We start from the raw sequence: 12,332 nt of genomic DNA, 5'->3' as shown, positions 1-12,332 counted from the left end.
GGATCGCCCTGCCGGGGGCGCTCCCGGGCATCCACCACACATGGGCAAGGTGATCGATCTGTGCCGCACCACCACCTGAGCGGGGTCTGGGCCGCGCCGGCGCTCGTCGTGCTGGTCACGTACGTGGTGCTGGCCGGGCGGACGGCGTGGAGCCGGTGGCGTACCGCGAGCTTCGTCACCGGCTGCGCGCTGGTGACCGTGGCGCTCACGGATCCCGTCGTCTCGCTGGCCGTGACCGACTTCCGCGGCCGCGTGCTGCAACACCTGCTGATCGGCATGCTCGCGCCCCTGGCCCTGGTGATGGGCGCGCCGGTGACGCTGCTGCTGCGCTCGCTGCCGGTGGCCCGAGCCCGCCGGGTGACCTGGGCGCTCCGCGGCCCGGCCGTCCACCTGCCGGCCAACCCGTGGACGGCGCTGGCGCTCAGCGTCGGCGGCACGGCGGCCCTGTACTGCACCCCCCTGTACGGGCTCGTCCCCGCGCCTCTGGCGCACACGTACTTCCTGCTGGCCGGTTACCTGTTCGCCTGGGTCGTCGCCGGGCCCGACCCCGCGCCGTGCCGCCCGCCGGCGCCGGTACGGCCGGCCGTGCTGGGGGTGGCGATCGCCGTCCACGCGGGCCTGTCCCAGGCCATGTACGCCGGCCGACTGGACCTGCCGGTGCCGGCCGACCAGCTCAGTGGCGCCGCGGAGATCATGTGCTACGGCGGTGGCGGGTCGGAGCTGCTGCTCGCCCTGGCCCTGGTGGCGTCCTGGCGGCCCGGACGCGTCCCGGAGGCCGCCGGCGTGGAGCTGGTCGGCCCCGGGCTCACCGTCCGGGTGCCCGGGGAGCCCGAGCCGGTCCGGCGGGTCGCCGTCCCCGACCGGGAACCCCCGAGGCCACGCGGCCCGCTCACCCCCGCCGAGTACGGCGACGATCTGGACGAACCCGACCCCGCCGGCCTGTAGCCGTCCGGTCAGCGGGCGGCGGCGCGGGAGCGGCGGAGGTCGTAGAGGGCGGCGGCCAGGGCCACGAGCACGAACCCCAGCACCACCAGCAGGCCGTGCCGGAAGGCCGTCGGCCAGCCCTGCGGCAGCGAGCCGAAGAACGCCGAGCCCGCCGCCGCGATGCCGATCGCCGAGCCGAGCCGCTGCCCGGTCTGCAGCACCCCGGCGGCGCTGCCGCCGCCCTCGGGAGGCACCTCCGACAGCGTGATCGCCTGGTTGGGCGAGATCACCAGGCCGCTGCCGATGCCCGCGACCAGCAGCGGCAGCGCGGTCGCCGCGCCCACGCCGGTCCCCGGCACCAGCAGGGTCGCCGCCATGGTCGCCAGGAGGCCCGCGATCACCGTCCCGAGCCCCACCGCGACCAGCTTCCTGCCCGCCCGCCCGACGAGCCTGCCGCCGACCACCGACGACCCGGCGGACCCGAGCGCGAACGGCGTGATCGACAGTCCGGCCAGCAGCGCGCTGTAGCCCTCGCCGCTCTGCAGGTACAGGGTGAAGGCGAAGAAGATCCCGGTGAACCCGGCGAAGTAGAACAGGGCGATGGCCGAGCCTAGGCTGTAGGAACGCCTGGCGAACAGCGCCAGGTTCACCAGCGGTTCTCTGCGGTACAGCCGTTCCCAGAGCACGAACCCGGCCAGCACGAGCAACGCGCCCGGCACGAGCAGCCACTTGGCCTCGCCCTTCCACTGGTGCTGCTGGATGAACGGCAGCAGCAGGGCCGCCACGCCCACGCCGAGCAGCAGCACGCCGACCGGGTCCATGCTCTCCCGCCGCCCGGTCCGGGCCGGCCCGGGGGCGGGCAGCCACTTCCAGGCCAGCGGCAGCAGCGCGATCCCGATGGGCAGGTTGACCAGGAACACCCATCGCCAGCCCTGCGCGGCCCCGAACCCGGTGACCAGAGCCCCGCCGATCAGCGGCCCGGCGGCGGTGGACACGCCGATGGTCGCGCCGAGCGCGCCGAAGGCCCGTCCCCGTTCGTGGCCCAGGAACATCTGCTGGATCAGCCCGGACACCTGCGGGTTCAGCAGTCCGGCCGCCATGCCCTGCACGAGCCTGGCCGCGATCAGCACCGGCATGCTCCAGGCGAACCCGCAGGCCGCGCTGGCCGCCGTGAACAGCACCACGCCCCACATGAACAGCGTCCTGCGGCTCCTGGCGTCGCCCATCCGCCCGGCCGGGACCAGCAGCAGGCCGAATGTGAGCGCGTAGCCCGACAGCGTCCACTGGAGCCCGTCGTCCGAGGCGTGCAGGCCCGCGCGGATCGAGGGCAGGGCCACGTTGACGATGCTCACGTCCAGGCCCGACATGAACGCCGCCACCAGGCACACGCCCAGCGCCCGCCTGCGCGTGTCGAAACCGGATGCCTGCATCGCGACCTCTCTGCGGGACAGGGGCAGCGATCATGATTCCCCCCAGGGTGGGAAATATCGTCCTTGGCGGACAATGATTTCTTTGCCGGGCCCGCGTGAAGGAGCAAGTGATCATGGACACGATGGCCGTGGAGCGGAACGGCATCAACGCCGTCCCCGACAGCGAGCGGCACGGGAGGCCGTCCGATCTGTTCTGGCCCTGGGCGGGGGCGAACCTGTCCCTGTTCGGGGTGGCGTTCGGGGTGTACGTGGTCGGGCTCGGCCTCGGCGTCGTCCCCGCCGTCCTGACCGGCGCCGTCGGGTACGCCTTATCGTTCCTGCTGGTCGGCCTGGTAGCCGTCGCGGGCAGCCGGTCCGGCGTGCCGACGATGACGCTGGGCCGGGCGCCCTTCGGATACCAGGGCAACAAGCTGCCCGCGGTGCTGTCGTACGTCTCGAACGTGGGCTGGGAGATCGTGCTCGTCACGCTCTCCGCGCAGAGCGGCGCCGCCATCCTGCGGCGCGTGGCGCCCGGGATCCCCGAGACGACCGCCACCGCCGGCTGCTTCGCCGTCTCGGCGCTGGTCGTGATCGCCGTCGGCGTGTACGGCCACGCCATGATCATGGTCGTCCAGCGTTACCTGACGTACGCGTTCGTCGTGCTGACCGTCGTCTACATGATCCTCATGGCCCCCAAGCTGGGCGGCTCGCTGGAGACGACGGCGGGCCCCGGCGGCTGGGTGGGCGGTGTCATCCTGGCCATGACCCTGCTCGGCCTGGGCTGGGTCAACTGCGGCGCCGACTACTCCCGCTACCTGCCCGCCGGCTCCCGTCCCAGGTCGGTGGCCCTGTGGACGACGCTCGGCGGCGCGCTGCCGCCGATGGTGCTGCTGGTGTTCGGCGTGCTGCTGGCCGGCGGCGACCCGAAGCTGGCCGAGGCGGCGGGCGGCGACCCGGTGGGCGCGCTGGCCGCGGCGTTGCCGACCTGGTTCCTGCTGCCGTACCTGCTGACCGCGATCGGCGGCTTCCTGGCCGGGGCGATCATGGACATCTACTCGTCGGGGCTGTCGATGCTGGCGCTCGGCGTGCCGGTCCGGCGGCATCTGGCGGTGCTGATCGACGGGGCCCTCATGGTGCTCGGCGGCTACTACCTGCTGTTCGTCTCGGACAACTTCTTCGGCACCTTCCAGGCGTTCCTGGCGATCATCGGCGTGGTGATGGCCGCCTGGGTGGCGATCTTCCTGGTGGACATGTGGCGGCTGCGGGACGGCGGCCGGGCCTACGACGAGCGGCTGCTGCGTCCGGGCGCGCCCGCCCTCAACCCCGCCGGGCTGGTCTCCCTGGTGGTGGCCTCGGTCGTGGGCGTCGGCCTGATCACCTCCGCGGACGAGCACATCGCGGCGGTCGTCGGGTTCCTGATGAGCGACGAGCTGAGGAGCAGCACGTTCGGTGCGGCCAACATCGGCGTGGTGATCGCGCTGGCCGTGGCCGGGGCGCTCTACTTCGTCCTCACCCTGCGCCGCCGCTGACCTTTTCAGGACCGGAAGGCTTCCGTTACTGTTGGTGAGCAGTTATGGACTTTCCGTGGTTGTCTTCCGTATTGCGGTTGCTCAGGTGGTCCGTTCACGGCACCTTCTGGGCACTACTGGCGATCGCCCTGGCGGACGCGCTGGGCGAGGGGCGGTCCGCCGAGGTCGCCGGGGGCGCGCTGCTCGGCGTGCTCTACGGCCTGGGCCAGGTGCTCGAAGGCGCCCCGACGCACTTCGCCGGCCCGGCGCGGCCGTTGCTCGGGCGGGTGTGGCTGGGGCTGGTGACCGGGTGCTGGGCCGTCCTGGCGGTGGCGGCGGCGCCGTTCGTGTGGGCGGCGTTCCCGCTGGTGTTCGCGTACCTGCGGCTGCTGCCGCTGTGGGCGGCGACGTTCGGCGTCACGGTGCTGACGTCGGCGGCGATCATGGCGGCGGGATGGCACGCGGGCGAGCTGTCGGCGGCGCTCGTCGTGGGGCCCGCCGCGGGCACGGCGATGGTCACGCTGCTGGCCCTGGCCTACCGGGAACTGTGCGCCGAGGGCGCCCGGCCGCCGGCCGGATGACGGTCAGTCAGCGTCGGGCCGGCGCCAGATCTCGAACGGCATGGGGGAGCTCATGCGGTCCTTGAACTCGCGGGCCCTGGTCAGGCAGTCGGGGCAGACGGGCTCGGGCACCGACCGGGCCAGGGCCTCCGGGGCCGGCTCGCGCCGGGTGCCCAGCACCGTCCGGTCCGGAGGCAGGCCGGTCTCCGGGTCGATGGTCATCATGGTGACGTTCGCGGCGGTGTAGGGGAACGTGCGCTTGCACGCGAAGCAGGTGCCGATCGTGGTGATGTGGTCGTCTTCCATGGATCCGCCCTCCCTTCACCGCACCGTACCTCGCGGTCAGGGATTGCGGCGCAACGCCCACTCGACCGCGGGGCAGCGGTCCATCACGACGTCGAGCCCGGCGTCGAGGGCACGCTGCGCGGCCGCCTCGTCGATCACGCCGATGGGCAGCCACACCGCGCCCGCGCCGGCCGCGATGGCCTCGTCCACGACCTGGCCGGCGAACTCCGAACGCCGGTAGACCGCCACCACGTCGGGCTTGACCGGCACCTCGGCCAGTGACGTGTAGCCCGGCTCGCCCAGGACCGGCCTGCCCTCGGGGTGGACCGGGATGATCTTCTTGCCGCGCGCCTGGATGCGCCGGGCCTGGTCGTGGGCCGTGCGCTGCGGGTCGTCCCCCAGCCCCACGAACACCCACGTCCCGGCCTCGTGCAGCAGGTGCCTGATCACGCGCTGATCCGCGAAACGGTCGTCCATGCAGGCGTCAACACGCCGGGCGCGCGCGGGCTTCCCGGCCTACGCCTGGGCGGTCGGCAGCACGACCACCTGGCGCAGGTTGACGTGCCGGGCCCGGCTGACCGTGTAGCCGATCAGGTCGGCGATCTCCTCGGCGGTCAGCGGGGTGAACGCCTCGAACATCCCGGCGAGCTGTGCGCCCAGCTCGGCGTTGTCGATGTGGTCGCCGAGCTCGGTCGCGGTCAGGCCGGGTTCGAGGTTGGTCACGCGTACGCCCCTCGGCCCGAACTCCGGGCGCAGCGAGGCCGACAGGTGGGTCAGCGCGGCCTTGGTCGCGCCGTACACGGCGTAGTTGGGGAAGGTGACGTGCGCGCCGATCGAGGAGATGTTCACCAGGTCGGCCGTCCGGCCCGCGTCGGCGGCGGCCAGCAGGTCGGCCGTGAAGGCGCCGGTGACGCGGAGCACGCCGGCGACGTTGGTGTCCAGCATGCGCGTCCACTCGTCGAGGCGGCCGTCCTCGACGGGGTTCGGCAACATCACGCCGGCGGCGTTGACGACCAGGTCGGGACGGCCCAGCCCGGTGTGGACGATCTCCACGGCGGCGGCCACGCTCGCGTCGTCTGTGACGTCCACGGTGACGGGCAGCGCGGTGCCGCCGTCGGCGTTGATCTTGGCTGCCAGCTCGGCCAGCCGGTCGGCGCGGCGGGCGAGCAGGGCCACCTTGACGCCGTTGGCGGCCAGGAGACGGGCCGTGGCCTCGCCCATGCCGCTGGCGGCCCCGGTCACGACGGCGATGCGGCCCGAAAGGTTCTCGTAGTTCGTCATGGCTCTCACCCTGGCCGAGCCGGACGGACTTACCCAGCGCACGGCTTTTCCTGGTAACGGCGGTACTACCCTGAAGCGGTGGAAGGTGATTTGGGGCAGTTTCTCCGTTCTCGTCGGGCCCGGATCCATCCGGCGGACGCCGGGCTGCCCGCGTCGGGGCGGCGGCGGGTCAGCGGCCTGCGACGCGAGGAGGTCGCGCTGCTCGCGGGCGTGAGCGTCGACTACTACATCCGCCTGGAGCAGGAACGGGTCCAGAACGTCTCCGACGCCGTGCTCGACGCCGTCGCCCGCGTCCTGCGCATGGACGACACCGAACGCGCCCACCTGCGCGACCTGCTCCGCCCCGCCAGGCACGTGAGCAGGCCGGTCCTGCGGCCCGGACTGGGCAGGCTGCTGGACCTGGCCGACGGCATGCCCGCCTTCGTCCTCGGGCCCCGGATGGACGTGCTGGCCTGGAACGCGCTGGCCGACCGCGTCAGCGGCTTCGCCGGCGTCCCGGAGGGCCGGCGCAACCAGCTCCTCCAGGTGTTCCTGGCGCCGCACACGCGCACCCTCTACCGCGACTGGCCCGAGGTGGCCGCCGAGACGGTCGCCTACCTGCGGTTGTACGCCGGCCGCCACCCCGAGGACCCGCTGCTGGCCGGGCTGGTCGCCGAGCTGTCGGCCGCCCCCGACTTCGTCCGCCTGTGGGCCGAGCACGGGGTCGCCGAGAAGACGTACGGGACCAAGCGCATGCGCCACCCGGAGCTGGGCGACCTGGACTTCGAGTACGAGACCCTGGCCGTGCCCGGTCAGCCCGACCTGGTGATCGTCATGTACACCGCCGACCCGGAGTCGGCGACCGGCCGCACGGTCGCCCGGCTGCGGGAGGAGATCGGCTCCTCGCGGGAACTCGCCCGGTCCGGCCGTGGTTGACCCGGACCCCGGCCGGTGGGCATCGTGGGGCGGGTGACCGCCGATGACGTCGCTCTGACCAACCTCGACCAGCCGCTGTTCGACGGGTCGGGCGCCACCAAGCGCGACCTGGTCGACTACCTCGACGCGGTCGCCGACCGCATCCTCCCCGCGCTGCGCGGACGGGCGCTGTCGGTGCTGCGGGTACGGCCGGGCCAGGAACCCTTCATGCAGAAGAACCTGCCCAAATACGCCCCTTCCTGGATCAGGACGGTCAGCGTGTGGGCCGAGGCGTCCCGCAGGCAGGTGTCGTACGCGCTGTGCGACGACCGGCGTACCCTGCTCTGGTTCGCCAACCAGCGGGCCGTCGAGTACCACCCGGCGCTGTTCCTGGACGGCCGTCCCACGCACATGATCCTCGACCTCGACCCGCCCGAGGGCGGCGACTCCTTCCCGCTCGCCGTACGGGCCGCCCACCTGGTACGCCAGGCGCTCGACGACGCCGGGCTGGCGGGCGCGGTCAAGACCAGCGGGGCCAAGGGGGTGCACGTGTTCGTCCCCGTCCCGCCGGGCACGGCCATGGTGGACCTGGCCGCGGCCACCCGGGCCCTGGCCGCCCGCGCCGAGCGGTTCGACCCGGCGCTGGCCACGACGGCGTTCATCAGGGAGGACCGCGCCGGCAAGGTGTTCATCGACTCCACCAGGGCCGGTGGCGCGACGGTCGTGTCGGCCTACAGCCCGCGGGTGCGGCCGGGCGTGCCGGTGTCGTTCCCGGTCGCGTGGGACGAGCTCGACCGGGTCTCGCCCGCCGACTTCACCATCCACACCGCGGCCGGGCTGCTCGGCGACCGCGACCCGTGGGCCGAGCTCATGCCTGAGCCGCGCGAGCTGCCCGCCGACCTGGTCGCGGAGGGGCACACGATCCCGGTGGCCCGCGTCCAGGCGATGCACGAGGGCAAGCGTCGTGCCCGCGCCCGGCGAGCCGAGTCACCGTAGTGTCCGGATATTGACGCATTGGCGTAGGCCGAAAGACCTTCTCAGGGGTGCGTCGGCGGGTTACTTTCCGAATCGTTGCGGCTCGAGGGACTTCTCCGCATCTCACTCCCAGGGGAGCCTGCATGCGCAGAATCATCATGGCGTTGATCACCGCCCTCGCCATACCCGTCGCCATGGCGGTCCCGGCGAGTGCGGGCCCGCTCGACGACGTCTTCGCCAAACTGCTGGTGAAGCAGGTCGAGGGCGAGAACGTCCGGAAACACCTGGAAGCGCTTCAATCCATCGCCAACGCCAACGGCGGCACCCGCGCCGCCGGCACACCCGGCTACAACGCCTCCCGCGACTACGTGGCGGGCAAGCTGCGCAGGGCCGGTTACAAGGTCACGCTCCAGCCGATCAACTTCGTCCAGAGCTGGACCGAGAACAGCCCTCCCACGCTGGACCGGACCGCGCCGGACGCCAAGTCGTACATGCCGAACGAGGACTTCTCTACCTTCCAGCCCTCACCCGCCGGCGACGTGACCGCGCAGGTCCAGGGCGTGGACCTGACCCTGCCCCCGACCCCCGCGCCCAGCTCGACCAGCGGTTGCGAGGAGTCGGACTTCGCCGGGTTCGTCGCCGGGCGCATCGCGCTCATCCAGCGCGGAACCTGCGCGTTCGCCCAGAAGATCCGCAACGCGGGCCGGGCCGGCGCGTCCGGGATCATCGTGTTCAACGAGGGCCAGCCGGGCAGGACCGACGCGTTCCCGCTGGACATCGGCGAGTGGCGGGCGAACGTGCCCATGGTCTTCGCCGACTTCGCCGTCGGCAACGAGCTGGCCACCGGCACGCCGACCGTGCGGCTCAAGGTCGACGCCGACCTCGTCCTCGGCACCAACGACAACGTGATCGCCGAGTCCCGGTTCGGCGACCCGCGCAACGTCGTCATGGTCGGCGGGCACCTCGACAGCGTGACCGTCGGACCGGGCATCAACGACAACGGCTCGGGCAGCGCGACCATCCTTGAGGTCGCCGAGGAGATGGCGCTGTTCCCGGTCAGGAACAAGGTGCGCTTCGCGTTCTGGGCCGCCGAGGAGATCGGCCTGCTCGGCTCCGACCAGTACGTCGAGTCGCTGTCCCAGGCACAGCGCGACAAGATCAGGGTCTATCTGAACTTCGACATGGTCGCCTCGCCCAACTACGCGTACAAGCTGTACGACGGCGACGACTCCGACGGCCAGGGCTCGCCGGCCGGCCCGCCCGGATCGGCGCAGATCGAGCGGCAGCTCGCCGACTTCTACGCCTCCCGCCACCTGCCCACCGTGGGCACCGACTTCGACGGACGCTCCGACTACGGGCCGTTCATCGCCGTCGGCATCCCCGCGGGCGGGATCTTCACCGGCGCCGAGGGCATCAAGACGGCGGAGGAGGCCGCGCTGTTCGGCGGCGTCGCCGGACAGCCCTACGACGCCTGCTACCACCAGGCGTGCGACACGATCGCCAACATCAACGCGACCGCGCTCGACGTGGACGCCGACGCGGTGGCCGACTCCACGGCCAGGTTCGCCTTCGACCTGCGCGGCATCCCGCCGCGTACCGCCGCCGCCGCGAAGTCCGCTCTCACTTCGCAGTCGGCACGCTGAGCACGCGATCCCGGGCGGGCCGCCGCCCGCCCGGGGTCCTTCAGTGCGTACGGCTCGGGGAGCGCAGGGCGGCCACCGCGGCGGCGGGGTCGTCGGCGAAGAAGCGGATCGAGGTGACCTCGGCCCGCTTCCCCAGCGGCCGGACCGCGACGACCGGCTCGGTGAGCTCCACCGTCACGTTCGTCCGGGACGCGACGGCGACGCCCAGCCGCCCGCCGTCCACGCTGATCAGGCCGGTCTCGTTGTAGCTCTGGGCGGTCCGGACCGAGGCGATGAGGTCGCGCGGCACGCGGAGGTCGAAGTAGGCGGCGTACCGGACGCGCAGCTCGTCCTCGGTGACCACGTGGGGCCTGGTGACGCAGGCGGCGGCCATGAAGGCGACGAACATCAGGCCGTACAGGTCGCCGACCAGCACCGGGACCCGTATCGGCGCGGGCACGTCGTTCGCCACCAGCAACAGGTCCACGACCGCTGTCTCGACGGCCATCGCGAACGTCAACAGGCCCAGCGTGAACGCCTGCTCCTTGGCGTACGGCACGGCGGTCGCGCCCGCCGGGACGCCGTGCCGCCGCCTGGTCGCCCACAGCCCCACGCTGGTCAGGCCCGCCAGCTCGAACCTGAGAACCGCCCGCACGACGCCCATCATCACGTCTTCTCCTCTTTCGGCTCGGTCTCCGACAGCTTGCTGAACACCCGCCGGAGCACCTCCGCCTGCGCGGGCGACAGTTCCTCGGTCATCGCCTCCATCCACGACAGATCGGCCCCGGGCCCGGACGGCACCATCGCGGCCAGCTCGTCCGGGATGTGGGCGGCCATGTCCTCGGCGAGCGGCCCGACCCGCTCGTCCCCGGCCTGCGCGCCGGCCAGCTCGTCGAGCCGCCGGTACAGCGCGTGCCCGGCGTCGAGCCTCCCCGGGTCGGTCATGGGCCTCATCAGCTCGGCCAGGTTCGCCTGGCCCTGCTCGTCGGACAACATGGTGGCCAGGGTCAGCAGCTCGTGGTCGAACGCCCCGAAGACCGACCCCCCGCCGCCCAGGTCGCGCAGCACGGCCGCCGCGTCGGGGGACACCATCGACTCGGTGCTCAGGTCGGGCTGCGCGAGCAGCGCCGCCAGCCGCGCCCGCCGCGCCGCGATGGCCTCCTGCTGCCTGGCCAGATCGGCGTCCAGCTCCCGCAACGCCTCCCGGAAGTCCGCGCCCCGGTCGTCGGTCAGCGCGTCCCGCAACTCCTCCAGCGAGAGCCCGAGCCCGGCCAGATGCCGCACCCGCGCCAGCCGTACGGCGTCGCGCAGCCGGTACTCGCGATAGCCGTTGGGAAGACGTTCAGGCTCGGGCAGGAGTCCCAGGTGGTGGTAGTAGCGCACGGTACGGGTGGAAACCCCGACCAGCGCGGCCAACTCGCCGATCCGCATGCCCTCATTGAACAGTTTGACGTCGCGTCAAGGTCAAGCCGGTGGGGTTCCGGCTCTCTTGCTGCTCGGAAGGGGCTTCGGGGGTCTGTGTTGATCTTTGGGAGCCAGACGGGGAGCCACTGCTCTACCCGGCCTGCGGTTTGAAGATCTTGTCCATCACGACCGCGCCCCTGGTCAGGGCCGGCCTGATCTCTTGCCGGTAGACGGTCTCGGTCACGTGCGTTGACGAGTGACCGACGATGCGGGCGATCTCCTCGATCGCCACGTCGTGAGCTGAGAGCAAGGACACGAAACTGTGCCGAAGCTCACGCGGGCACCAGTTGGTGCCGATCCCCGCTGCATCTGCGATGAGTCTGAACTCCCGCCAGATGTAGTAGCGGTTCATCGGTGTTCCGTCTTCTCGACGGAACACGTGTGCGGTGTCTTCTCCTCGTTCTCCCGTCGCGAGGCGTTCTGCTGCCCTGGCCTTGTGCAGCTCGGTCAGCACTTGGACACCCCACTTGGGGACTTTGAGGACGCGGCGGGATTTCGGTGTTTTCGTGTCTCCGTTGACTCGCTCGGCGCGGTAAACCGCGACGGTTCCTGCTTTTATGTCTACCTCCGTCCACCTGAGCGCGCGTGCTTCCTCGGTGCGTATCCCGCAGAGCAGGCACAGGATCACATAAGCCTTGATCGGGCTTGTGAGTGCTGCGTGAATGACAGTCCGTGCCTGTGCGAGGTTCAAGGCTTTCGACGGGCGGCCTTGTTGCCCTTCCGGAACGTCGACGAGGCTCGCGACGTTTCGCTGAACTTTCTCTCTCTTCTGGGCGTGACGTATCGCCCATTTAACGATCTGATGGATGAGACGTAGCGTGCGGGTCGAGAGCTCTTCTGCTCTTTCGTCCAGCCAGTCATCAAGCTCATCGGCGGTGAGCTTCTTGAGCTTGATGCGGCCGATGTAGGGAGTTATCTGGTGCACAACCAGTGAGCGATAGCTCTTGATCGTGGACTCGGCTCTTCCCTTCAGGCCCTTCTCCAGCCAGTCGTTGATGCAGTCCTCCACGGTGTAGCCCTGCTCTGTCTTGATGCCTGCCTCTAGCTCCTGGACCAGTTCGATGAGCTTGTCTTTGACCTCAGCCTTGGTCCTGCCCTTCCGCTTGGGCCGTTGACGCTTGCCCTTCGCGTCGAATCCGAGCGACAGGGCTCCCGTGTACCCGTTCCCTTCTCGATAGATACTCGCTTGATATTTGCCTATGTAGACTGTCGCCATCCGCTCTCCTTTCGAGGGGCTACTTAGCGGGGCGTGTCCCGGCCGGCTGTCGAGGCGTACCACCCGTTTCGTGGTGACCGGGACTCTTCTTGTGGTGTTCTATGTATTCATCGATGGCCTTACGGATGACATGGGCCACGTCTCGATCCTGTCCGAGAGTGTGAGCCGGGCTGCATTGCAGTGCAGTGCACTTT

Annotated in this window: 13 protein-coding genes; 6 read left to right on the top strand and 7 right to left on the bottom strand. The window is 71.1% G+C overall.

The window, feature by feature from the left end:
* Nucleotides 1-60: 60 nt before the first annotated feature.
* Nucleotides 61-945, top strand: coding sequence for a cytochrome c oxidase assembly protein (locus tag ACIHAD_RS29210; protein WP_397357831.1), 885 nt, complete (start codon nt 61-63; stop codon nt 943-945).
* A gap of 8 nt (nt 946-953) precedes the next feature.
* Here ACIHAD_RS29210 and ACIHAD_RS29205 read toward each other — a convergent pair whose 3' ends face one another.
* Complete coding sequence (locus ACIHAD_RS29205; RefSeq protein ID WP_397357830.1) at nt 954-2,354, bottom strand: MFS transporter; 1,401 nt, start codon at nt 2,352-2,354, stop codon at nt 954-956.
* Between the two features lie 113 nt (nt 2,355-2,467).
* On the opposite strand from ACIHAD_RS29205, the gene ACIHAD_RS29200 reads away from it, so the two are divergent.
* Entirely contained in the window at nt 2,468-3,862 is a 1,395-nt protein-coding gene (locus ACIHAD_RS29200; protein ID WP_397357829.1) for a purine-cytosine permease family protein, read from the top strand.
* 77 nt (nt 3,863-3,939) lie between these two features.
* The gene (locus ACIHAD_RS29195) at nt 3,940-4,422 is read left to right on the top strand and encodes a hypothetical protein (protein ID WP_397357828.1); all 483 of its coding nucleotides are present in this window, start codon (nt 3,940-3,942) and stop codon (nt 4,420-4,422) included.
* Between the two features lie 3 nt (nt 4,423-4,425).
* On the opposite strand, the gene ACIHAD_RS29190 is transcribed toward ACIHAD_RS29195, so the two are convergent.
* The 3 genes from ACIHAD_RS29190 to ACIHAD_RS29180 are packed head-to-tail and all read right to left on the bottom strand — an operon-like array spanning nt 4,426 to nt 5,967.
* Nucleotides 4,426-4,707, bottom strand: coding sequence for a hypothetical protein (locus ACIHAD_RS29190; RefSeq protein ID WP_397357827.1), 282 nt, complete (start codon nt 4,705-4,707; stop codon nt 4,426-4,428).
* A gap of 36 nt (nt 4,708-4,743) precedes the next feature.
* A complete protein-coding gene (locus tag ACIHAD_RS29185) occupies nt 4,744-5,163 on the bottom strand; it encodes a CoA-binding protein (RefSeq protein ID WP_397357826.1) in 420 nt (139 codons plus the stop codon).
* Nucleotides 5,164-5,202: 39 nt separating this feature from the next.
* A complete protein-coding gene (locus ACIHAD_RS29180; RefSeq protein WP_397357825.1) occupies nt 5,203-5,967 on the bottom strand; it encodes an SDR family oxidoreductase in 765 nt (254 codons plus the stop codon).
* A 78-nt stretch (nt 5,968-6,045) separates the two neighbouring features.
* Here ACIHAD_RS29180 and ACIHAD_RS29175 point away from each other — a divergent pair, with 78 nt between their 5' ends.
* From ACIHAD_RS29175 to ACIHAD_RS29165, 3 genes are all read left to right on the top strand, one after another.
* Entirely contained in the window at nt 6,046-6,882 is an 837-nt protein-coding gene (locus tag ACIHAD_RS29175; protein WP_397357824.1) for a helix-turn-helix transcriptional regulator, read from the top strand.
* A gap of 33 nt (nt 6,883-6,915) precedes the next feature.
* A complete protein-coding gene (locus ACIHAD_RS29170; RefSeq protein WP_397357823.1) occupies nt 6,916-7,857 on the top strand; it encodes a DNA polymerase domain-containing protein in 942 nt (313 codons plus the stop codon).
* Between the two features lie 122 nt (nt 7,858-7,979).
* Nucleotides 7,980-9,479: a M28 family metallopeptidase gene (locus ACIHAD_RS29165; RefSeq protein ID WP_397357822.1), complete on the top strand. Its 1,500-nt coding sequence runs from the start codon at nt 7,980-7,982 to the stop codon at nt 9,477-9,479.
* Between the two features lie 40 nt (nt 9,480-9,519).
* Here ACIHAD_RS29165 and ACIHAD_RS29160 read toward each other — a convergent pair whose 3' ends face one another.
* The 3 genes from ACIHAD_RS29160 to ACIHAD_RS29150 all read right to left on the bottom strand — a co-directional run bounded on the left by ACIHAD_RS29160 (nt 9,520) and on the right by ACIHAD_RS29150 (nt 12,138).
* Nucleotides 9,520-10,128, bottom strand: coding sequence for a hypothetical protein (locus ACIHAD_RS29160; protein WP_397357821.1), 609 nt, complete (start codon nt 10,126-10,128; stop codon nt 9,520-9,522).
* Nucleotides 10,125-10,889: a MerR family transcriptional regulator gene (locus tag ACIHAD_RS29155; RefSeq protein ID WP_397357820.1), complete on the bottom strand. Its 765-nt coding sequence runs from the start codon at nt 10,887-10,889 to the stop codon at nt 10,125-10,127. The genes ACIHAD_RS29160 and ACIHAD_RS29155 overlap by 4 nt, the downstream gene beginning before the upstream one ends.
* A 124-nt stretch (nt 10,890-11,013) precedes the next feature.
* Complete coding sequence (locus ACIHAD_RS29150) at nt 11,014-12,138, bottom strand: tyrosine-type recombinase/integrase (RefSeq protein ID WP_397357819.1); 1,125 nt, start codon at nt 12,136-12,138, stop codon at nt 11,014-11,016.
* Between the last annotated feature and the right edge of the window lie 194 nt (nt 12,139-12,332).

Origin of the sequence: Nonomuraea sp. NPDC052265 (assembly GCF_044547985.1) — a bacterium.
Lineage (GTDB): Bacteria > Actinomycetota > Actinomycetes > Streptosporangiales > Streptosporangiaceae > Nonomuraea.
The sequence above is the reverse complement of the archived record's forward strand: the minus strand, read 5'-3'. Positions and strand labels throughout refer to the sequence as shown.